This window comes from Bacillus sp. ISL-7, from assembly GCF_018613065.1.
On sequence record NZ_JAGGQW010000087.1, the window covers coordinates 16526 to 39693 of the forward strand.

22 protein-coding genes are annotated in these 23168 nt (G+C 38.9%); 16 read left to right on the plus strand and 6 right to left on the minus strand.

Features of this window, described 5'->3' with window-relative positions; all coding sequences use genetic code 11:
* Window positions 1-61 precede the first annotated feature (61 nt).
* The 7 genes from J7E66_RS28955 (at window position 62) to J7E66_RS28985 (ending at window position 8003) form a co-directional block, all read left to right on the plus strand.
* The gene (locus J7E66_RS28955; RefSeq protein WP_308162623.1) at window positions 62-1441 is read left to right on the plus strand and encodes a sigma-54 interaction domain-containing protein; all 1380 of its coding nucleotides are present in this window, start codon (window positions 62-64) and stop codon (window positions 1439-1441) included.
* A 307-nt stretch (window positions 1442-1748) separates the two neighbouring features.
* Window positions 1749-2858 (plus strand): iron-containing alcohol dehydrogenase family protein, encoded by a 1110-nt coding sequence (locus J7E66_RS28960; protein ID WP_215006775.1) that lies wholly within the window; start codon window positions 1749-1751, stop codon window positions 2856-2858.
* 122 nt (window positions 2859-2980) lie between these two features.
* On the plus strand, window positions 2981-3973 hold the full coding sequence (locus J7E66_RS28965; protein WP_168244304.1) for an ABC transporter substrate-binding protein: 993 nt from the start codon (window positions 2981-2983) through the stop codon (window positions 3971-3973).
* Window positions 3974-4097: 124 nt separating this feature from the next.
* Window positions 4098-4895, plus strand: a complete 798-nt coding sequence (locus tag J7E66_RS28970) for an ABC transporter permease (RefSeq protein WP_098934136.1) — start codon at window positions 4098-4100, stop codon at window positions 4893-4895.
* On the plus strand, window positions 4896-5753 hold the full coding sequence (locus J7E66_RS28975) for an ABC transporter ATP-binding protein (protein ID WP_215006799.1): 858 nt from the start codon (window positions 4896-4898) through the stop codon (window positions 5751-5753).
* A 78-nt stretch (window positions 5754-5831) separates the two neighbouring features.
* The gene (locus J7E66_RS28980) at window positions 5832-7154 is read left to right on the plus strand and encodes an aspartate aminotransferase family protein (protein ID WP_215006802.1); all 1323 of its coding nucleotides are present in this window, start codon (window positions 5832-5834) and stop codon (window positions 7152-7154) included.
* 249 nt (window positions 7155-7403) lie between these two features.
* On the plus strand, window positions 7404-8003 hold the full coding sequence (locus tag J7E66_RS28985; RefSeq protein WP_215006804.1) for a class I SAM-dependent methyltransferase: 600 nt from the start codon (window positions 7404-7406) through the stop codon (window positions 8001-8003).
* Window positions 8004-8129: 126 nt separating this feature from the next.
* Here J7E66_RS28985 and J7E66_RS28990 read toward each other — a convergent pair whose 3' ends face one another.
* Window positions 8130-8423, minus strand: a complete 294-nt coding sequence (locus J7E66_RS28990) for a hypothetical protein (protein WP_168244300.1) — start codon at window positions 8421-8423, stop codon at window positions 8130-8132.
* Between the two features lie 206 nt (window positions 8424-8629).
* On the opposite strand from J7E66_RS28990, the gene J7E66_RS28995 reads away from it, so the two are divergent.
* Complete coding sequence (locus J7E66_RS28995; RefSeq protein WP_215006806.1) at window positions 8630-9133, plus strand: hypothetical protein; 504 nt, start codon at window positions 8630-8632, stop codon at window positions 9131-9133.
* A 69-nt stretch (window positions 9134-9202) separates the two neighbouring features.
* On the opposite strand, the gene J7E66_RS29000 is transcribed toward J7E66_RS28995, so the two are convergent.
* Entirely contained in the window at window positions 9203-9715 is a 513-nt protein-coding gene (locus J7E66_RS29000) for a CBO0543 family protein (protein WP_215006808.1), read from the minus strand.
* A 218-nt stretch (window positions 9716-9933) separates the two neighbouring features.
* Between J7E66_RS29000 and J7E66_RS29005 the strand changes: the two genes are divergently transcribed.
* Entirely contained in the window at window positions 9934-10656 is a 723-nt protein-coding gene (locus J7E66_RS29005) for a DUF2161 domain-containing phosphodiesterase (protein WP_215006810.1), read from the plus strand.
* A gap of 49 nt (window positions 10657-10705) precedes the next feature.
* Here J7E66_RS29005 and J7E66_RS29010 read toward each other — a convergent pair whose 3' ends face one another.
* Complete coding sequence (locus J7E66_RS29010; RefSeq protein WP_215006812.1) at window positions 10706-11521, minus strand: cytochrome c oxidase assembly protein; 816 nt, start codon at window positions 11519-11521, stop codon at window positions 10706-10708.
* Window positions 11508-12017, minus strand: a complete 510-nt coding sequence (locus J7E66_RS29015; RefSeq protein ID WP_215006814.1) for a DUF2243 domain-containing protein — start codon at window positions 12015-12017, stop codon at window positions 11508-11510. The genes J7E66_RS29010 and J7E66_RS29015 overlap by 14 nt, the downstream gene beginning before the upstream one ends.
* 212 nt (window positions 12018-12229) lie before the next feature.
* Between J7E66_RS29015 and J7E66_RS29020 the strand changes: the two genes are divergently transcribed.
* The 5 genes from J7E66_RS29020 (at window position 12230) to J7E66_RS29040 (ending at window position 18886) form a co-directional block, all read left to right on the plus strand.
* Window positions 12230-12403, plus strand: a complete 174-nt coding sequence (locus J7E66_RS29020; RefSeq protein ID WP_168244294.1) for a hypothetical protein — start codon at window positions 12230-12232, stop codon at window positions 12401-12403.
* A 282-nt stretch (window positions 12404-12685) separates the two neighbouring features.
* Window positions 12686-14869 carry a malate synthase G gene (locus tag J7E66_RS29025; protein WP_215006860.1) on the plus strand — a complete coding sequence of 728 codons (2184 nt, stop codon included), beginning with the start codon at window positions 12686-12688 and terminating at the stop codon, window positions 14867-14869.
* Between the two features lie 173 nt (window positions 14870-15042).
* Window positions 15043-16983, plus strand: coding sequence for an FUSC family protein (locus J7E66_RS29030; protein ID WP_215006817.1), 1941 nt, complete (start codon window positions 15043-15045; stop codon window positions 16981-16983).
* A 180-nt stretch (window positions 16984-17163) separates the two neighbouring features.
* A complete protein-coding gene (locus J7E66_RS29035; protein WP_215006820.1) occupies window positions 17164-18222 on the plus strand; it encodes a tartrate dehydrogenase in 1059 nt (352 codons plus the stop codon).
* Window positions 18223-18325: 103 nt separating this feature from the next.
* A complete protein-coding gene (locus J7E66_RS29040) occupies window positions 18326-18886 on the plus strand; it encodes a hypothetical protein (protein WP_215006823.1) in 561 nt (186 codons plus the stop codon).
* 139 nt (window positions 18887-19025) lie between these two features.
* Here J7E66_RS29040 and J7E66_RS29045 read toward each other — a convergent pair whose 3' ends face one another.
* Entirely contained in the window at window positions 19026-20621 is a 1596-nt protein-coding gene (locus J7E66_RS29045; protein WP_215006826.1) for an acetolactate synthase large subunit, read from the minus strand.
* A gap of 172 nt (window positions 20622-20793) precedes the next feature.
* Between J7E66_RS29045 and J7E66_RS29050 the strand changes: the two genes are divergently transcribed.
* Together J7E66_RS29050 and J7E66_RS29055 are read left to right on the plus strand one after the other, a co-directional pair.
* A complete protein-coding gene (locus tag J7E66_RS29050; RefSeq protein WP_215006829.1) occupies window positions 20794-21432 on the plus strand; it encodes a hypothetical protein in 639 nt (212 codons plus the stop codon).
* Between the two features lie 247 nt (window positions 21433-21679).
* Window positions 21680-22252, plus strand: a complete 573-nt coding sequence (locus J7E66_RS29055) for a DUF2062 domain-containing protein (RefSeq protein WP_215006832.1) — start codon at window positions 21680-21682, stop codon at window positions 22250-22252.
* Here J7E66_RS29055 and J7E66_RS29060 read toward each other — a convergent pair.
* Window positions 22249-23085 (minus strand): SDR family oxidoreductase, encoded by an 837-nt coding sequence (locus J7E66_RS29060; protein WP_215006835.1) that lies wholly within the window; start codon window positions 23083-23085, stop codon window positions 22249-22251. The two genes, J7E66_RS29055 and J7E66_RS29060, sit on opposite strands and share 4 nt — an antisense overlap.
* Window positions 23086-23168: the final 83 nt, after the last annotated feature.

Genomic DNA, 23168 nt, shown 5'->3' on the forward strand with positions numbered 1-23168 from the left:
GTTTATTATTCATAAATGAATAATTTTTAATTGATTGGAATTCGAGAAGGGAGGGTTATTTGTGAATGATGAAATAAAAGTTTGGAATGAAAATGAAGCCATTCTTCATTCATTGCAAGACGATATTTTAGTGACTGATACAGATGGCATTATTTTGAAGGTGAGTGAAGCAACCGAAGGTATTTATAATATGAAGACAAATGAAATGATCGGCCGATCCGTTTATGAACTTGAAAAAGAAGGGGTTTTTACACCGATTTTGACGCCGTTGGTCATTAAAGAAAAAAAGAAAATTACCCTTGTCCAAACAACCAATAATGGCGATAAGTTACTTGTTACGGGGATTCCTGTATTCGATGCTAACAAAACGCTCGTCCGAATTGTCAGTTATTCACATGATGTAACAGAGTTACTTAACATGAAAAAATACTTAATTGACATCGAAGACGAAATGGAACGAGTAAAAAGTGAGCTTGAATTGCTGAGAAATCTTCAGTTTGATTCAGATGGGATGATAGCAACCAGTATAGAAATGAAAAAAGTCCTCCAACTCGCATTACAGGTAGCTGAAATCGATGTTAATGTGTTACTGCTGGGGGAAACAGGAGTGGGAAAATCACATATTGCTAAATTTATTCACAAGAAGAGTTCGAGAAAGAACGGACCTTTTATCGAGGTGAACTGTGGGGCCATACCCGAATCCCTTTTTGAGGCAGAGTTTTTTGGTTATGAATCGGGTGCATTCACAGGTGCAAATTCAAAAGGGAAGGTAGGGTTAGCGGAACTTGCTGAAGGTGGGACATTATTTTTAGATGAAATTGGTGAGTTGTCATTAGCAGATCAAGTGAAAATCCTCAAATTTATTCAGGAAAAGCAATTTTATCGTGTCGGTGGAACGAGGCTTCGAACCGTGGATTTCCGTATCCTAGCCGCGACAAATAAAAACTTAGAGAATGCAGTTGAAGAAAAAACCTTTAGACATGACCTCTATTTTCGCTTAAATGTGGTACCCATCACCATTCCGCCATTAAGGAAGCGGTCAACTGATATTATTCCGTTGATTGAACACTTTTTAGCGTTTTTTTCAAAAAAGTACGGCCGGGAGCGCAACCTTGATGAGGGTGTTATCCATCTGTTGTTAACACAAGAGTGGAAGGGAAATGTGCGGGAATTAATCAATTTAATTGAAAGACTGGTAGTCACCTCACCTAAACAGCTGATTGAAATTGAAAATTTACCTAATCAATTTCGAAAGCCTTTTCCTGATGTGACGTCAGTTGAAGAAACCAATCGCTCCTTGAATGAAATTCTTGAAAGCGTTGAAAAGCAAGTGCTAATAAAAGCTAGAAAACAATACAAAACAACGATTAACATGGCTAAAGCATTAGGAATCAGTCAACCATCTGTATTTAGAAAACTCAGAAAATACCAAATAGAATAAAGAGTGGCACGAAACTTGCACTATATTTTAGTATTGAGTGGACCAACCAAGGGAGATTTCTTAGCAAGGCTATTCCTTATAAGGAGGGCGATACGAAGGGAAAGCGGTACCTTATTGCTTATATTTATACAGAAATAATAAACGTAAATATTCTCAAATAACATTGTAGGTGTATTTTTATTTCAATTTTTGTATATTCATTTGATAATAGAATATTAGGAAAATATATTGACATAAAATTAACAAGTATTTATATTTAAGGAATATTATTCATTTTTAAATAACTTTAGTGGAAAAGGGGTGGATTATGAACGTAACAGTAGGACCAGCTCAATATATTAGAAATAAGGGGTTATTAGAAGAAGCAGGACCATACATAAAAAACTTCGGAAACTCTGCAGCCCTTATTGGAGGTCATACAAGTAAAGAAATTGTAGAAGGTTCATTACGAAAGAGTTTGTCTAAGAATGGGATTTTATTGAAGCATTCCTTTTGGTATGGGGGAGAATCTTCCGAATCGAATATCGATAGATTAGTAGCCGACTTAAGAGATGAAAAGATCGATGTCCTCATCGTGGCAGGTGGAGGGAAAGCAATTGATACAGTGAAAGCCGTTGCTTACCGGCTTAACAAACCTTTAGTTGCCATCCCAACAATCGCCGCAACCTGTGCCGCTGCCACACCGATTACCATTCTTTACAGCGATAAAGGTGAATTTATCGGGATTGAACGGAAATCAAAAGCTCCTGATTTAGTCTTGGTAGATTCGGAAATTATCATGAAGGCGCCCGTTCGTTTTTTAATAGCCGGTATTGGCGATACATTGGCTAAATATTTCGAAACGAAATCCTCTGTGAAAAAAGCAACACCAACCACCTTAAATCAGACGGCCATTGCGATAGCAGGTCAGGTGTACCAAACGTTGCTTCAAATAGGGAAAGAGTCTGTCAATGCTGTAAGAGAACAAACAGTGACTAAAGAATTCGAAAATGTGATAGATACCGTTATTTTAGTCAGTGGCAGTGTAAGTGGGTACGGCGGGGATGATTGCCGGACAGCTGGAGCGCATGCCATCTATTCCGGATTAACGATTTTCCCTGAAGTGCACCACACCTATCATGGTGAAATTGTTGCCTTTGGTATTCTTGCACAATTGTGTATGGAGAATACCAGCGATGATGAGTTGAAAACGTTAATAAGTTATTACCAGGAAGTAGGACTTCCTTTTACCTTAAAGCAAATGGGGATCACTAACTTAACAGATAGTCAGTGGAGAAGGCTTGGTGAAATTACAGTTACCATTGAAGATATGGCAAATATGCCATTTGAAGTAACACCAGAAATGGTGATTGAAGCTGTCCGCCGAGCAGATGAAATAGGAAATGGGATGTTAACTACTGGTGTTGCTGCACAGTAATGGTTCTTTATTCGTAGGCTGTCCATTTAAAAAAGAGCAACATGGTTGAAAAAACTTGATTCTATGAAGCTAGCTAAACGAAAGAGAGATAATTTTTTTAATCAATCAAGGGGGAATTTAGGATGAAAAAATGGTTATTAGTTGTTTGCTCGTTGATGTTGTTATTCGCGTTAGCGGCATGTGGAAAAAAGGACGCGGCAAGTACTGCAGAAAATGGGAAGTCGTCTGAACCTTTGAGAGTGACATTGCCGACATGGACAGGATATGGCCCATTATTTTTAGCAAAGGAAAAGGGCTTTTTCAAAAAGAATGGTATTGATGTGGATCTTTCCATAGTTGAAGGATTAGGTGAACGTAAACAAGCGTTAGCAAGCGGGAAAATTGACGGGATGGCAACAGCACTGGATGTGCAAGTTTCATTAGCAGCCTCTGAAATCCCAGTTCAAGTTGTTTGGTTATTGGATGATTCATACGGCGGAGATGGCATCCTTGTAAAAAAAGGAATTAATAGTGTGAAAGATTTAAAAGGGAAACAAGTAGCATTTGAAGTTGGTTCAACAAGCCATATGCTAGCACTACAAGCCTTAAAACAAGGCGGATTAACTGAAAAAGATGTGCAAGTTGTCCAAATGTCTGCAGGCGACGCTGGTGCAGCTTTTGCAGCTGGTAAAGTGGATGCAGCCGTAACCTGGGAGCCTTGGTTATCAAAAGGAGCACAAGCAAACGGAAAGGTATTGTTAACAACCAAAGATCTATCAGGAATTATTGTTGATACCGTCAGCTTTAAAGAAGATGTCATCAAAAATCGTCCGAAAGATGTGGAAGCTTTTGTAAAAGCTATGGGCGAAGCAATGACTTACTGGAAAGAACATGAGAAAGAAGCCAACGAAATTATGGCGAAAGGCTTAAAAATTGACCTAAAAGAATTTGAAGGAACGGTAACTGGTTTGAAATTCTTTTCAAAAGAGGATAACGTAAAATTATTTGGCACGGAAAGTGCAAAAGGCTCCATTTATCAATCAACAGAAAATGCGATTTCGTTTTACAAGGATCAAAAACTACTTAAAACAGAGCCAAAAGCAGAAGATGTCATCAATCCAACTTTCCAAAAGTAAGAAATTTACTTGCTAAATTATTTTTGGATTCACTTTGATCAGCCTGACTCATGAGTTGTTTTTTACCCCTCATCAGTTAGGCTTTTTTTCAAAATAAAACGCATAAGAAAATAGGTGAGAAAAAATGATAGCAAAATTGTTTACTCCTAATAAAGAAATTCCAAAAATGTTTTATACTTCGGCTGGCTTCTTAACATTTATTATTTTTCTATTGATTTGGTCTGTACTTAGTTACGGCCAGTTTGTTAATCCTTTATTTTTACCAACTCCCTCTGCTGTATTAGCAACAGCCGTCGATATGTTTATAAATGGTGAGATTCTTTCTGATATTGGTATCAGTTTTACAAGGGTTCTTTTCGGATTTCTAGCTGCTGCCATTATTGGTATACCTCTAGGGATCTTAATGGGATCGCTGCGGATTATGGAAGGAGCATTTGAACCGATCATCGGATTCATTCGCTATATGCCAGCATCGGCATTCATTCCCTTACTTATTCTTTGGATTGGACTTGGAGAGACCGAAAAAATGAGTGTCATTTTCTTAGGAACGTTTTTCCAGCTGACACTAATGATAATGGACGTAACCAAAAATGTTCAAAATGATTTAGTCGATGTTTCCTACACATTAGGCGCAAAGAAGGTACAGGTGTTCACAAAGGTAATTCTGCCTGCTTCATTACCAGGTATTGTTGATACACTTCGGATTACATTCGGATGGGCGTGGACATATTTAGTGGTCGCAGAAATTGTCGGTGCATCTAGTGGTTTAGGATATATGATCATGCAGGCATCACGTTTTCTTCAGCCAGATAAAATCATCGTGGGCATTCTAATTATTGGTTTACTGGGGCTGATTACAGATATTCTCTTTAAAGCTATATACAAGGCTTCGTTTTCTTGGATGAGAAAGGATGGTTTTTAGATGGTTACACCTAGTTTAAAAGTTAAAGAGGTCGAAAAAATAGCGGAACCCAAACGGAGAGAATCGATTGTTTCGATAACAGGAACACCAAAGTTAGAAATCAAAGAGGTAGGAAAAGTCTTTAAAACCAAAAGCGGGGAAACGACCGCATTAGAAAAAACCACATTTTCGATAGAAGAAGGGGAATTTGTCACGATTTTAGGACCTTCAGGTTGTGGTAAATCAACTGTTTTGCGGATTGTCGCAGGTTTAGAAGATGCAACGTCAGGAAAAGTTCTTCTTGATGGGCAGGAAATCAATGGACCTGGACCTGATCGAGGAATGGTGTTTCAATCGTACACTTTATTTCCATGGTTATCTGTCAAAGAGAATATTACCTTTGGACTAAAGCTAAAGGGTGTTTCTCAAAAAGAAAGAGACGATATTGCAAGACACTACTTGCAATTAATCGGCTTAGAAGGGTTTGAATCGCATTTCCCGATTCAATTATCAGGTGGGATGAAACAACGTGTTGCGATTGCACGGGCGCTGGCAAACGACCCGAAAATATTATTAATGGATGAGCCATTTGGAGCATTGGATGCCCAAACTAGAAATATTATGCAAGAAGTGCTCTTGAAAGCATGGGAAGAGTCCAAAAAGACGATTTTATTTATTACGCATGATGTCGATGAATCGATCTTTTTAGCAGATTCCGTTTATGTGATGACTGCAAGACCAGGTCGTTTAAAGAAAAAGATCCCTATAACACTAGAGAGACCTAGAGATTTTAGTGTAAAAGCTACACTCGAGTTTGCCGAATACAAAGAAGAATTATTGTCGCTGATTCGAGATGAAAGTTTAAAAGCGATTAAATAACTCACGTCACTAAACTGATAATAATAGAAGAAACCCGTAATTTCGAGAGAAAAGGATTACGAATATGGAGGTCAAAGTATGGAGAACAAATGGGATCACTTTGTGAAAAATATGCCAAATCGACTTGCACCTAGCATGGCGAAGGACCATCCAAATCTACCAGTTGTTAAAGAGGAAGGCTGCTATTACTTTGGAGTGGATGGAAAGAAGTATCTTGATTTTACATCCGGGATAGCCGTAACAAATGTTGGGCATCGTCATCCAAAGGTGGTGCAAGCCATTAAAGATGCAGCAGATGGATTGATGCATGGTCCTTCAGGCGTGATTATGTATGAGTCGATTTTACGTTTAGCCGATGAACTTGCTGAAATTTTACCTGGGGACCTTGATTGCTTTTTCTTTGCCAATAGTGGAACGGAAGCAATCGAAGGCGCTCTTAAACTAGCAAAATATGTGACGAAACGACCTTATGTCATTTCCTTTACAGGTTGTTTCCATGGTCGTTCGTTAGGCGCATTAAGTGTGACTACATCTAAAAGCAAATATCGAAAATTCATGCAGCCATCCGGTCTTACCTATCAGGTTCCTTATGCAAATGTAAAAGAATGCCCAGAAGGTCTAGACCCTGAAGCATATGTTATCGAAAAATTAGAAAAAGATTTCGCCTCTTTATTTAGTCATCAAGTAACACCTGAAGAAGTAGCTTGTGTGATCTTAGAGCCTGTTCTTGGTGAAGGCGGTTATATTGTTCCACCGAAGGGCTGGTTAAAAAAGGTTCGAGAAATTTGTGATCGACATAATATTTTACTCATTTTTGATGAAGTTCAAACGGGATTTGGCCGCACAGGTCAATGGTTCGCAGCGCAAACCTTTGATGTAACCCCAGATATTATGGCAATCGCCAAAGGAATAGCAAATGGTCTTCCCCTTAGCGCGACGGTCTCTTCCAGTGAATTAATGAAACAATGGCCACTCGGAAGTCATGGGACAACGTTTGGCGGAAATCCAATTGCATGTTCCGTTGCACTAGCTACCTTGGAGGTAATGAAAGAGGAAAACCTACTTGAAAACACTCGAAACATGGGAGGCTATGCCGTTGGGCAGCTTGAACGAATTAAAGAACGTCACCCTGTTATTGGCAGCATCCGTGCGGTTGGCTTAATGATTGGGATTGAAATCATTGACCCAGTGACAGGTGGACCGAATGGTGAAGGATTGTTAAAAATTCTTGACCTCGCCCTTGAAAAAGGTGTTTTATTCTATTTATGCGGAAATCATGGGGAAGTCATTCGAATGATTCCTCCGTTAATCGTTACAAAGGAACAAATTGATGAAGGGCTTCAAATGCTTGATGAAGCATTATTGGAGTATGAAGCGACATTGATGCAGCCAGTAAAATAATAATCAGCAAACAGAATGATAAGCGTTGAGATTTTTCTCTCATCGCTTTTTATTGTGTCTTGTGTAGGCAAAATAGTTTACTATAAATATATTATGTAAACTAATTTGTTTTTAAGAAAGAAAATTATACAATTATATTAGCTGAAAAATGGTATACTGTTAATTATTTAGTAGCAACCTTACCGGGCATCGTTTGTTAAAATAAATATATCTGAGTCCTTTGTGGTTACTTGTTTGGAGTTGAAAGTTTTGAGTCGTTTATTTGCAAATTGGTATGATTTTTTTATGAATCCGTTGGAGAAAAAGAATTTTAAGAGGATTCGGAAAGAGCTTCTTTCTAAGGCAACAGGAAGTGTCCTAGAATTAGGATCTGGTACAGGAATTAATTTTCCTTTATATGAATCCTCAGAAAAAGTGACTGCTATTGAACCGAGTCAACATATGATTGAGCGGTCCTTATCGAAACATAAGCAATCACTAGTCCCAATTAAAATTGTTCAGGCAAGTGCAGAAAAGTTGCCTTTTGCTGCGGATACTTTTGATACTGTAGTGGCAACACTTGTATTTTGTACGATACCAAATCCGGAAAAAGCCATTTTAGAGTTGAAACGAGTATGTAAGCCTGAAGGGAAAATTCTTTTATTTGAGCATGTTAAGATGCAAAATCGTTTTTTAGCTTCACTCCAGGACTGGCTAACTCCAACTTGGAAAAAAATCTGTGATGGATGCTGTTTAAATAGGAATACCTTAGACTTACTAAGGGCTCATGATATCTCAATAATAAAAGTGCAAAAATATTATCGTGATTTATTTGTTTTTGCTGAAGCCAAAAATAATAAGAAAGCATAGTTTTTTCAAGAGTCTCCATATTGGAAGGCTGACTCAACAATGTTGTCTAAAAACAACATTGTTGAGTCAGCCAGTCTCGTTTTCTTATCTTATATTGATTTAACGCTCCTGGGTCAACCCCCAAATTTAATCCTTGATTTCAACATTCCCATTGTCATCAATTTCGATAGTTGTATAGCTTTTGAAGACGTCCATGTTGGTGATTTCATGTTGAACGACGCTGGCAAAGCTCTCCATGTAAGGCTTGTACACCTCAGGGTCTTTGACGAGATGATAAAAATTCACTCTTTTTCCATCTTTCATATCCGTCATCCTTAGTAAAAATCGGTCGCCAAATTGCCCTTTAAACCAACCTCTTGCTTCCTCATGACTATTGAATTTAGGCATTTGGTTAGGATCAATTGTAAGATCTTGATTCATTAACTCGTTCACCTCTTTCCAATATATTGCCTCTTCTAATATTCCCCATTGGCATAAAAATTATTGAGTATTAAAAATTGAAATAAAAATTCAACTGTACTTCATTTATATGGTAAATTTAAAGAGTGAGAATCAATATTACCGCAATAAAATAGGCGTAGTTTCTATGAACTAATAGATGAACCAAATGTATGGAGGAAAGGTTAATGGCAGTTGTAAAATCAGTCACAATCGATGGCGAGAGTATTCATGTATTTAGAAATGCGGTTTACATCTTTGAATCGAGCTCAGGCTTTACCTTAGAATTGGATCTGATTGTAAGTGAGGTTGTTGTAAAAAAATATAAAACCGTTGAAAACCTAATTGTTGAGATAGAATTTGAAGATGGGAGAATCATAAATTCCATTATGCATGTAAAAATTCTGGCTGGAGGCTTGCCACAACTTAATTTATTCTGTGCACTAGAAGATATCAAAGAATATCAAGATTTCGATCGGGTAAACGAAAATGATTCTTGGTTTCCGAATATAGAAGATGGCATTACTATAGAAGAAATAAGAAAAGTCGAAATGCCAAATGAGGATGTTGGTTTAAAACTTAATTTGCCAATCGACCAGGTCGAGTGGTTAAAAAAACAAAAAAAGAAAAGCTTAAATGAAATTTTTCAAGAAATGATCTATGAATTTTGGGAAAAACAAGAATCGAAATGAATTTGGTGTAGTCGGCACACTTCCGTCTGAAAGAGGACAGACGGAAGTGTGCTGAAAGCCGTTATAAAATTACTTCATTTTGACAAGGGAAACATCAAAACCTAAACATAGAAAAATAGCAAAGATTGCTGAAAAGATAAGGGCGAGGATAGGTCTTTTAAAATGGATTCGAATGATTAAGAACATTACAATTACGAATAATAGGGACCATAATAAATTCCAATGATGGTGGTAGGTAATAGATCCCCCCTTCACCGCTACATATTCCAAAATAATATAGGCGCATGTAAAAAAGGCAATGTAAAGAGATTGAGAGAGGACGCCTTTTCTAAAAGGATATTTGGAAAGGTAAACCCATGTCGAGAGGGGCATTCCAATCAAAGTTAATAACAAAATCGGAATCATAGCAAACTGTACCCCATTTGGTTCCATTTGCCAAAGTTGATATTTATAACAAAGGAGTTCATATAATGCCTCTCCAAGGGAAGCAAAAAGCATCGTAGGATAATAGGCCTTCCAATTTCGATCTGCGAACTTAAAGGCAACAATTATCCAAATAACCGAATAAATGATGGCAATCATGAGGTACACTCCTAGAAGTTAATAAATACTATATTCCCCAAAAATAGATAGACCATCCATAGGTGAGTAATAATAAAATTTTTAAATTCAGTTATAAATTCTACAAATCATATAAAGAATTAAGTTCTTTCATCGGTGAAACATCCTTTTCCAAAAAGAAAAAATGGGTTACATTTGTAAGTATGATTCTAAAGGTTTGCATTGGGTGGTGATACCGCGTGACGGAAACAAAAAAGCTGCAAGAGATAGATTTATATAAGCCCATTCAGACCTATTTTTTACGTGAAGGGTATGAGGTTTACGGGGAAGTGAAGGACTGCGATATTGTTGCAGTAAAAGATGAAGAGTTAGTTGTCATTGAATTAAAACTCACCTTAAGTGTGGATTTACTATTACAGGCGGCCAAACGTCAGCGGATTACGGATAAAGTTTATGTGGCGATACCGAAACCGAAGCATCGTTTAAATTCTAAACGGTGGACAGAAAAATGCCATTTAATTCGCAGGCTGGAGCTGGGATTGATTGTTGTTTCGAGCCCAGGAAAACGGGGAAGGGCAGAAATTATATTCGAGCCCACTCCATTTATTCGCCGCAAAAACAAACGCAAGCGAGATTCTATTATGAAGGAAATTAACGGCCGTAGTGCGGACTATAATGTGGGCGGCAGTAATCGAACCAAGATTATGACAGCTTATAAAGAAAATTGCATCCAAATTGCGTGTTACCTAGAAAATTTGGGTCCATTGTCCCCGAAAATGTTAAATCAATTGGGATCTGGAAAAAATACTTCCTCGGTCCTTACTAAAAACTATTATGGTTGGTTTGAAAGGATCAAACGAGGTATCTATGTAATAACTGAGAAGGGGAAAGAAGAAATCAAGGAATATCCAGAGTTGATAAATTATTATTTAACTAGTTTAGGCGACGACCAGGTTACTTAACTGCTACTACCTAAAAGGCTGCCCCAAAAATTACTTGGGACAGTCTTTTTTACTCTTTATGTTCAAAATATACTTGGGTCGTTCGCGGTCGTGTTTCTTTGAACCATTGATAACAAAAGATAGTAATCAGAATCAAGTCAATGGCATCTCCACCATAATACATAAGCAAAGCGCCCGTTTTGGCTTGGGCAACGGGAACTCCCCTTGGCGGATGAGCATAAATATATTTTGAAAGAATGCCGTGGCATGCCAAGGCGATGATTAATACGCTCGAACGGAATAGATTACTCGTCCGGTGTGGGTGGGGATCCGTATAAATAAAGGCTGCTGTGAAAAAATAGCCTGCAAGGAATACATGCAGGTGGACTACACTGTGAAGTAGTGCGTTATGTTGCATCGTTTGATATAGGCTAGTTGTATAGAGGACCCAAAGGCCGCTGACATTTAGGAGTGAGGCTACAATAGGATTACTGATGCATCTGATTGGGTTGCTTTTTATAATACGGGATAAGAGCCGTGCTTGCTTTACGTTTAATGTTCGCAGAATTAGTGTCATTGGGGCGGCCAGGACCATAAGAAGCGGTGCCAGCATCCCGAGCAGGAGATGGCCGAGCATATGTGACGTGAAATCTTGATGGGAACGAGCGGCCATAGGTCCTGAAATAGCAGCTAAGGAACAGGACAATCCTCCGATCCACAAGACCATTCGGAAAAACCGCCATGATTTTTTCCGTTTCTTAGTTAGAATGACTGCGCAGAGATAGATCACTAATGCCATAATAAACGGCAGAGTTAAAATCAGTTGAGGAACCAATTCATGGATTTCCATTTTAGAACCATGTTGGATGTGATTATGTATGTGCATTTTCTTTGGAGACTCCCGATGGTTTATATCTCTTATTCATGCGAACGAGGAGGACGATGCCTAGAATAATCATCAGAACAGAGGTTGTGTACCACACCATGTCGTAGGGTAGGATATTTACTTGATAGCGTATTTGGTGAAGTCTCATCAGTTTATGTTGGATGGTTCCATCATATAATTGGAATCCTCCAGCCCCAAGCAATACACTGCCCAACCACCTCGGTAGCAGCCATCCACTACGGCGGCGAAGGTCGGCAACCATAAATAATGATCCAACTGTAGCAAACCAGCTAAACGCATGAAAAAATCCATCGGAGACTAGTCCAATCGCAGTCGTAGATCTATCGTAGAAATGATGCCAATGCAGTAATTGATGAAAAATAGTTTCGTCTATAAAAGCGACCAGTCCAATGCCAAACAGAATGCCAGACCAGAGATTTCGACTTATGTATGAAGGGAAATTCTTGTGATTAGTAATCTTATTTTTCTGTTCCATTTTCTTCTCCTTTATCCAACTAATTCTTCTGCATTTCAATTTACCCTAAATGTATTAACAATAAACAGGTTTCCAGAAGAGTGCTGGTCCTTAATGTTATCTTATTGAGTTGATAGCTAAAATGGGTGGATAAAAATTCTTATTTTTAATTTCTCCTCAATTTGTCAAGACTGTTAAGCATAGGGCGATAAAGATAGGAAGGAGACTTTTTTATGAATAAACCTTTTGAATACCAGGAAATCTTCTATAACGAAGTCATCTATTTTTTAGAAACGAAATGGAAGCGTCGACTAAGTGATCATGAGAGGCATGTACTGATTGAAGGATATCGATTTGGCAGAATGGTTGAAGCTGAAAATGAAATCAAAATCCTTTCGGCTAAGTAATTAAAGATTTTAAAGTGAAATAGACTTCTGGCAGCATCTGACGGTAATTGTTGCTGCCATTAATCACATTTTTTGCAGATAATGAATTAAAAGATAACTTTGTATCTACAAGGTTTTTTCTTGTTTTAATTATTGTATAATAAAGGAAGCGCTTCATATTTTTTGGCGGAGAGGAGAAAGGGGGTAAAGGTAAATAAAGATTCTTATTTGTTCATTTTGAATAGAATCACAGATTACTAAGTGGTTGTAAAAGTTTAAGCTACATAAGGGGGAATTTGAATGATGTCAAACTATGTAAAAATAGGTAATCTTCAAGTAGCAGATGTACTTTATCAGTTTATTAACGAGGACGCTTTGCCTGGAACTGGCTTGGACCGCGAAAAGTTCTGGGCTGATTTCGAGACACTCATTGCTGATTTGACACCGAAAAATAATCAGCTATTAGCTCGAAGGGATGACATTCAACATCAAATCAATGCCTGGCACCGAATAAATAAATCCTTCCACTTTGAAAATTATAAATCATTTTTAAAGGAAATTGACTATTTAGAGTCTGAGGCAGCAGACTTTCAAATTACTACTGAAAATGTCGATGAGGAAGTAGCCCTAAAAGCAGGACCGCAGCTTGTCGTTCCTGTTGATAATGCCCGCTATGCCTTAAACGCAGCTAACGCCCGGTGGGGAAGTCTTTACGATGCATTATATGGGACGGATGCAATAAGTGAAGACGGCGGGGCTCAGCGAATAGCTGGCTACAATCCAGTTAGAGGGGAAAAAGTAATTGCTTTTGCAAGAGAGTTTCTTGATCAAGCCATACCACTTAAACAATTTTCCCATAAGGAAGCTGTTAAATATTCGGTTGTGAATGGGAGATTAGCAGTTTTACTCCGCAACGGCTCAACCAAATGGCTTTCAGATGAATCCAAACTATTAGGGTATCAGGGGAATCCAGAAGAACCTTCCTCCATTTTGTTTGAAAATAATGGTCTCTATTTTGAAATCCAAGTCGACCGCAGCCATCCCATTGGTAAAACAGACCTAGCTGGCGTTAAAGATATTTTCATAGAGTCGGCATTAACCACGATTATGGACTGTGAAGATTCCGTTGCCGCCGTTGATGCTGAGGATAAGGTGCTTGTTTATTCAAATTGGCTCGGATTGATGAAGGGGGACTTGACAGCTGCTCTAACTAAGAATGGAAAGACGATCACGCGATCTCTCCAGCCTGATCGACAATATACATCCCCATCAGGTGAAGAATTCGCCTTAAAAGGGCGAGCGCTTATGTTTGTCCGTATTGTCGGCCATTTAATGAAGAGTCATGCCATTCTTGATAAGGATGGGAACGAGGTACCAGAAGGGTTAATGGATACGGTACTAACCAGTTTAATTGCCAAGCATTCTCTTTTGACGAATGGAAAATATCAAAACTCGTCTAAGGGGTCGATCTATATCGTAAAGCCGAAAATGCATGGATCCGAAGAAGCGGCGTTTGCCAACGAAACGTTTAATCGTGTGGAGGACATGCTTGGACTTGAACGGAATACGCTAAAGATTGGTGTGATGGACGAAGAGCGCCGGACGTCTTTGAATCTGAAGAATTGTATTCGTGAAGTCAAAGAACGAATCGTATTTATTAATACTGGATTCTTGGACCGAACTGGTGATGAAATTCATACGTCTATGGAAATCGGAGCGGTTATTCGCAAAAACGAAATGAAGTTTTCGACTTGGCTTCAAAGCTATGAAAAGTCAAATGTGTATGTCGGACTTGCCGCTGGTCTGAAAGGTCGTGCCCAGATTGGTAAAGGGATGTGGGCGATGCCGGACCTGATGGCTGAAATGCTCAAACAAAAAATCGGCCACCTGCAAGCGGGCGGGACGACTGCATGGGTTCCTTCTCCAACCGCTGCAACCCTGCATGCCCTTCATTATCATCAGTTAGATGTTTCTAAGGTGCAGGATGAGTTGTCGAGGGATATTCAGGATTTAAGAGATCAGATTTTAACGATCCCTGCTGCCGAAAATACCAACTGGTCCGCTGAGGAAATTCAGCAAGAGCTTGATAACAATGCCCAGGGCATTCTTGGCTATGTCGTTCGTTGGGTAGAAATGGGCGTTGGCTGTTCGAAAGTACCAGATATTAATCATGTGGGCTTGATGGAGGACCGTGCCACGCTAAGGATTTCTAGCCAGCATATCGCAAACTGGCTGCACCATGGAATTTGTACGAAGGAACAGGTTCTAGAAACATTAAAGCGGATGGCGAAAGTAGTGGACCGTCAAAATGAAGGTGACCCGGCTTATCGTCCAATGGATATAGATTATGATCAATCTGTTGCATTTCAAGCAGCGTGCGACTTAGTATTTAAAGGCTATGATCAGCCAAACGGCTACACTGAGCCGATTTTGCATCGTCGCCGTATTGAAGCCAAAGCCAAATGGAGAGTCGAGCACCACAATTAATAGTGCCAAAATCACAAGCAACTACATGGTTACAGATGTAGTTGCTTTTTTTGATGAATGAAACTGTCAACATAAGGAAAAATACCTTTGATACATTACCTTTTAAGGAGTGAAAGGAATGAGTAATATGGAACACAAGGAAACTTTACTAATGTTGGAAAGAAGCGATTAGGATGGAAGAAAGCCACAAAGCAGGAGCCTCTAAATCTACATTCCTAACTATTATAAAGCAATCGATGGCAGTGAATAAGAAGCCATTTCCCTGGCTAAAGGCATTTTGTGCAGGTATTGCTGCAGCACTCCCTGTTATTATTGGATTATTGTTTGGTAATTTAGAATATGGATTGTTAGCTGGGATGGGGGGCTTTACCTATCTTTATGTATTTAATATCCCCTATGCTCAGCGGGCAAAAAAGCTAGTTTTTGTCATTCTTGGCATGTGTTTGGTCTCAGTATTAGGGACACTATCTGCTCCATATCCGCTTGCTATCGCCATTTTAATGGGGATCATTGGAGCAGCAGCTATTTTTATTTTTGGTGCATTACGAATAACGGGACCCTCCGCCATCTTTTTTGTGTTGGTTTTTTCGATGACTACTGGGATGCCAATCCAACCAGAGCTTGCCCCGTTACGCGCCGCTCTTGTCTTTCTTGGTGGAACCCTATCGTGGATGATTGCCATGTTTGGCTGGTTCTTCAATCCACATGGCCCAGAAACAGGGGTCGTCCAAAGAGTTTATTTGGAATTGGCTGCGTTTCTCGATTCCGTTGGTACAAATAAATTTTCTGTTTCGAGACACCGAGTTATGTCCGTTTTGAAAGAAGCTGATGAAACATTGGCAGCAGGGTATATCCCTTGGCGAGCAACGGATCTCTTTAATCGTTTATACGTATTAAACGATCATGCCAATCAAATATTTTTGTATGTCCTTGAAAATTTTTCAGAAAGTCATTCCAACTTCCCGCCAGAAATGGGTCAAACTATCCGGGAAATGGCTCATTCACTGGACCATAAGAAAAAGGGAGAAAATTTTTCAAAAAAAATTCTTCAGCCTTCAGTGATGGATGAAAAGGTGGCTCAATTATTTACAATCGTTTATGATGCGGATGCCATCATGAATGAACCAACATCTAAAATAAATCAAACGATTCGAATTTCCAAACCTTCCTTTAAGACTATTTTTTGGGGTGCCTTTGATAAACACTCGATTGTTTTTATTACGGCGATACGATTCGGCGTTATTACGACCATTGCTGCGATTATTGCCTTTCAGTTTGCATTTGTACGGTCCTATTGGGTCCCTTTATCCTGTGTAGCTGTTTTGTCAGGCTCTACCATTGTTGCGACCTATCATCGTGCCATACAAAGAGGATTGGGTACCATCCTTGGTATTTTAATTGCTAGTTTCATTCTTGCTATGCACCCAGATGGTTACATTATTGCTTTTTTCGTTTTACTATTGACGTTTATTACGGAACTTTTTATTGTAAAGAATTATGGATTGGCAGCCCTATTTTTTACACCGAATGCATTATTAATGGCAGAAAGCACGAGTCAGGGAAGTTTTAGCTTTTCCTATTTTGCCTCGGCCAGATTAATTGATGTGTTGATCGGAATTAGTATTGGTCTCATCGGTGTATGGTTAGTAGGGAGATGGTCAGCCTCTAGTGGATTGCCACATTTAATTACAAAAACCATCCGAAGTCAGGCTCAATTTTTGATCATCCTCTTTTCAGATCAAGGAGAAGGTTTTATTGCTTCGGAGAGTAGAGAATTAAGAAAAATGCGTACGAATATTATTAATTTAATTACGCTATATACTACAGCTGCAGGCGAGATTCCGGTTAATCAAAAAGCAGTGGAATACTACTGGCGGGTAATTTTTTCGATCGAGCATTTAGGATATTTACTAGAAAATTGTTCAAAAACCGAAGAACGTCCAATTCTATCAGATGAAACACTTTCGCAATTGCTTTATATTTGTGAAACGATGGCCAATGCCACCGCTCGAAAACGTTCGCCTTCTTTAAAAACTGTACCTAACATCCAAACATTTCCTAGCATTCAAAGTGAAATTATCAGCCTGCAAAAGTCGCTTCAAATGGAAGGTTGAGTTTCTGTAAAAGTAAAAGAAGGGCCAAGAGCGATGTGTGCAATAGGTGACTATAACAAAAATTTATTTCATATTTCTGTGTATTTTTATATTTTAAAAAAGTGTTATGATATTCATGTAATGTAAAAATATTCATACGATCTGTCGACTGAATCGATACTAATTAAAGGTGGTGGAAAGATGAAGAATTTAAAAATTGCATCTATACCTGGGGATGGAATTGGAAATGAAGTTGTACCTGCGGCAATTAAAGTGTTGGATACATTAGCAAATATCCATGGCGGCATTAAGTTTGAATTCACCCATTTTCCGTACGGTTGTGAATATTATTTGAAAAATGGAGCAATGATGGCCGCGGATGGACTTGAAAGATTAAAAGAGTTTGATGCTATTTTTCTTGGGGCCGTGGGTAACGCCAAACTCGTTCCAGATCATGTTTCACTTTGGGGACTTCTCATTAAAATAAGACGAGAATTCGAACAGGTCATTAATATTAGACCTGCGAAAGTACTTAAAGGTGTGAGATCGCCGTTGATTAACCCCAAGGACTTTGATTTAATGGTCGTCAGGGAAAATAGTGAAGGAGAATACAGTTCAGTTGGCGGAAGAATCTATCAAGGCGAAGATGAAATCACCATTCAAAATAGTATTTTTTCGAGAAAAGCAACGGAACGTGCGATGCGTTTTGCTTTTGAACTAGCATTAAAACGTAATAAGCATGTAACGAGCGCGACAAAGTCTAATGGAATTGTCTATTCGATGCCTTTCTGGGATGAAGTTTTTAAAGACGTATCAAAGGATTATCCAAATGTTGATACAGATTCGCAGCACATTGATGCCTTGGCTGCCTTTTTTGTTACCCATCCCGATAAATTTGATGTGATTGTGGCAAGTAATCTTTTTGGCGATATATTAACCGATTTAGGGGCGGCAATTATGGGAAGTATCGGGGTTGCGCCAGCCGCCAACATTAATGTAAATGGAAAATATCCTTCGATGTTTGAACCGGTTCATGGGTCTGCACCTGATATTATTGGGAAAGGCATCGCAAATCCGCTAGGTCAAATTTGGACGGCCAAAATGATGTTAGACCATTTTGGAGAAGAGGAACTTGGGATTTTATTACTAGATACTATTGAAAACGTCACCAATGAGGGCATCTTAACACCAGACCTTGGAGGAAGTCATTCAACAGAAGAAGTAACAGAAGAGATTATTAGGAAGTTAATAATAAACTAATATGTTATCGTTTCAATTTCTAATTTTAATTACGCATCGGTTCCATCACCAATAAATAATAATATATTGTATGAAAAGAAACGCAAAAACCGAGGTGGAACCGATGTATTTGTTCAAATCAATTTCGGATGATATTCATTCAGCGCAATTAGTCTTCAAACAAAATTCTAAAACAAAACGCCTTGTTCTAGCTGCACTATTTGCTAGCATTGCAGCTGTACTCCAGGCAGCAGGTGGTTCTTTACCTGTAATGGGCTATTTTATCAGCCCTTTTGCGACCGCTCCCATTCTATTCTGTTCGATCCTCTCCCTTCCACTTGGCGCAATGTCCTATTTCCTTACCAATCTATTGCTTTTAATCCTTCAACCTAGTGAATTAATTATCTTCCCCTTTACAACTGGCTTATTAGGGCTGGGGACAGGAATTGCTTTCTATTTTCTCAAGAAAAGAATAAGCATCATTGCTTTTGGGGCTACTTTTTTAACGATTGGAATAATCAACCTTTTATATGTTTTCAAATTCCCAGTCTTGGGTCCAACCGTTTCTGGTTCTTTTTCCATTCTAACAACAGGCAGTATTTTTTTGTTTTCTTGCTTTTATAACTGGATTTGGGTTGTTATTGGGTTAACATTTTTAAAAAGGTTTAAGAAGTTTATAACCTAGTAACACTCTCATATAACACCTGTGTTAGGAGCAGCCCCTATATTTGTTCCTGGTGGTTTAAAGATTCCAAAGTTGGCAATGTACATTTCATTCCTATCCACTTATTCAGATGGGAGTAGTCCATATTCCAGGTTCGGGGTCAATTTTGCATGGCAACTTCGATTACAACGATTTCCTCTAGGGGCTGCAGCTCCTCTTTGAGGATGTTTTCAAATTCACCGAGGGTGCTGGCTCTTATTCCTTTAATACCGAAGCTAGCAGCTAAATTAACAAAATCCGGGTTCTGGAAGGTGACTCCGTAGTTTTCTCCAAACATTTTGTTCATTTGCTGAACCTCAAGTTTTAGCATTGAGTCATTTACAACAATAATGAGGAATGAGAGTCCTAGACGTTTGGCCGTCTCTAATTCTGCAAAATTCATGAGCGCGCCTCCATCACCAGTAATACAAATAACCTCGTCATCTGGACAAGCTAGTTTTGCTCCAATGGCACCTGGTATGGCAATTCCCATTGAAGCTAGACCGTTTGAAATGATTAACTGGTTTGGCATTTTGGGCTGGTAGGTACGGGCGATTGAAACCTTATGGGAACCGACATCAGAAATCACAATTGTGTTCTCTGAAGTAAGACTTTCAATACTATGGAGAACATTCTCAATTGTATAGGGCAGGGTGCTGGAGTCTGGCTGATCTTGGTCGATTTGATAAGCAGTCTTTATTTGTTCTTTAAGTTCCCCAGAAGGTACCCAGGATTTGATTGGGAGCTCTGATTGATTAAGCATTTGGAGTGTCATCTTAATGTTCCCGACCAGCTCAACCCCGACAGGGTAATATTCATTTATTTCGGCAGGTAAAGTATCGATATGTAGAACCGGAAGTTTCTTTTGATTCCAGTCTTTCGGCAGTTTTTCAACAAAGTCGAAGCCGATAACAATCAGTAAATCTGCTTCCTCCATGCCTGGTAAAACTTCATCGTTTTCATTAAATCCAAACGTAAAGAAATTCAGCGGGTGTTCCTTCGGAAGCACACCTTTTGCCATAAAACTGTGGGTAGCAGGAGATTGAATGGTATTGATAAAGGTCAGCAACTCAGGGTATGCCTCCTGCCTGATTACTCCGTTTCCAATGATAATAAAGGGTTTTAGGTGTTTTTTAATAAGCTGGGTTGCTGCTACAAGTGCCTCATTTACTGGGACACTTTCAGGCAAAGATGTTACTGGAAAAGGCTTTCCAGGAATCATTTGAGTGGAAAAGTTCTCCGGTATCGTAATAGCGACCGAACCCGGTTTCTCCATTTTTGCCACTCTGAATGCTTTTCGAATAATTGCAGGGACAGTCTGGGATTCCTTGATTTGAGTGCTCCACTTTGTTGTTGGCTCAAACAATTTAGCTATATCTATATATTGATGTGATTCATTATGGTGACGTTCCACACCAGCTTGTCCAATTAATGCTACCACGGGTGAATGATCGAGCTGAGCGCTGGCAATACCAGTCAATAAATTTGTTGCTCCTGGACCCAGCGTCGATAAAGAAACGCCGACTTTTTTTGATAATCTACCATATACATCGGCCATAAAAGCAGCCCCTTGCTCGTGCCTGACATTTACGTATTGAATTTGTGTTGATTTTGATAATGAATCAGCAAGATCAAGTGTCTCCGTGCCGAAGATCCCAAACACATATTCCACACCTTCGTTTTCTAAACAATGGACGATTACATCTGTTACTTTCATCTGATCCTCCAAAAAACCGTGATTTTTATCCTATGTTTTCTATGGTTACCGCTGATAGGATTTTTTAACCTCCCGCTAAAAGTAGAATTGCCTAAAGAAAGAAGCAGCAGACGTAAGGTTATGGTAGTGTTACAATTAGAAGAAAATATTGGATGTAAATAGGTGATAAATAATGAATGAAAAACAACAATATGTCTGGTATGCAAGTTATGGCTCTAATATTAATGCTGACAGATTCTTATGTTATATAAAAGGCGGTCAACCTGAGGGATCAGCCCAAATTGAGATAGGATGTAAAGATCCTTCCCTACCAGTAGACGAGTCAACCTTCACCATAGACCTGCCCCTTTACTTCGCCAAAGAAGCGGCTAGATGGGAATCTCAAGGAGTAGCTTTTATCGGATTGAACCAAGACAAAGGAAACCAAACCTATAGTAAGAAATATCTAATTACGGGCGAACAGTTTCTAGATGTCGTCAAACAAGAAAATAATGGACTATATTTTGAAATTGATTTACATGAGGTCAAACAGAAGGGTTCAAAAGTATTCCACCGCGATTCCTGGTATGGAAATATACTGTATTTGGGAGATGAAAATGGTTTTCCCATTTACACCTTTACAGCCCCATGGGATATTAATGAAGTCGAGTGGAAGAAGCCTTCCACTGCCTATTTAAAAACTATTATTAAGGGATTATCAAAAAATTATTCAAATGAAGATATCTTCGCTTATTTTCAAAGCAAACCAGGCATTAAAGATCAATTCACTGATCATGAATTGACTCTTCTGTTAAACGGCCGTGAAGGGTGATTTTTTCTTACCTTTTCACGGCTTATTTTTATCAAGTAAGGAATAATAAGAACATTCATTTTAAATGTCGAACGATTATGAGAGGAAAATTTATCCTTGGTAAATTTTGAATTCGCTTACAATTCATAATTTAGACCTTAATTATTCTATTTTAATGTTATGATAATGGTAATGGTACTATCGAGTTGAAACCTCGAATTACTTGGAAGCTGTTTATGAAAATCTGTCGAAAAAAGGAAGTTTTCCTATGAACATAAAACCTAAAAAACATAATATCTTTCAACGAATTGGACGAGCTTTTAAGTTGAATTTTATCAAACTGTTACGTTCTCCCGGTGGAGCGAAAAAAGTTTCCTTGGGATTTGCGATTGGCTTTGGTTTAGAAATGGTCGTTCTATCGTCTGCATCCCTTATTTATATTGTGTTTTTACCGATGGTCCGGATAGCTAAAGGTTCATTGCCTGCAGCAATCATCGGAAATGTCATTGGAAAACTATCCTTTCTTCCTGTTCTTCTTTTACCTTTTGCCAAGAAAATTGGTAAACTCATCTATCCATTTAACGGGCAAATCGGTCATAAGACACCATTTTCGTTTGAACAATTATTGCAAGGGGATTTCCGAGGCGTTGTCAGTCTTCTTCATGGCGGAGTCCATGTGTTAATTGGAATGACTATTTTTGGAATCGTCCTTGGTGTCATCTCGTACTTCCTTGTTCATTATTTTTACGAAAAAGAAAAAACGAAAAGACTTACGAGAATTCGTGATAAACAAGCATCTCGAAAAAATCCTCTTGTTATCATCGATGCTGCTAATAATTAAGGTTTTAGTTTCTTTAAGATGATTGATTCTAAAAGCTTCCACGGCAAGAAATTTTTAATGGTAAGCATATTCTTTACACCAGCCCCGATTGGATACCGGAGGTCAGGTGATTTCGGCTGCGAGGCAATTTGTGCAGCCAGTTTGGCTACCTCGATTGGATTGCCATGGCCAGCTTTTCCACCTTCAATTTCATATAATAGGCTCTCCATATAGGATGCGTACGGGGATTCGGCATTGACCTCCATCCCAGCCACGCTTGCCCAAATATTGGTTTGAAAGGATCCAGGCTCAATTAAGGATACATCAATCCCAAATGGTTTAAGTTCCAGTCGTAAGCTTTCGCTGTAACCCTCAAGTGCGTGCTTGGATGCGACATATGCAGATAATCCTGGGAAACCGAATCTCCCGCTGATACTGCTCATGTTAATAATCCTGCCTTGTTTCTTTGCCCGCATTAAGGGAAGGACTGACTGTGTTACGGCGATCAATCCGAAAAAGTTGGTTTCAAATTGAAGCCGATAATCCTCGATTGAGAGCTCTTCACTAAAACCTCCAAGTGCAAATCCCGCATTGTTGACTAACACATCTATAGAGGGATATTTCTCCAATTTGCCTTGAAAAAGAAGAATGGATTCCGTGGAGGTAACATCAAGCGGGAGGACATGAATGAAATTTTCTACCTGGTTTTCTTTTGCAAGTTCTAGTAGGGGCTGTGCTTTGTTTACATCTCTCATCGTTGCAATCACTGTAAATCCTTTTAATGCAAGTTCAATCACGGTTAACAAACCGAAGCCGCTTGAAGATCCTGTAACGATGGCTGTTTTTTGTGTCATGATGGTCTCCTTTTCTTCCTTTTCTTCTATTTAAACTTCAAATAGAGAAGTTTGTATAGCAAAATGGAAAAAGGCTGCCCCAA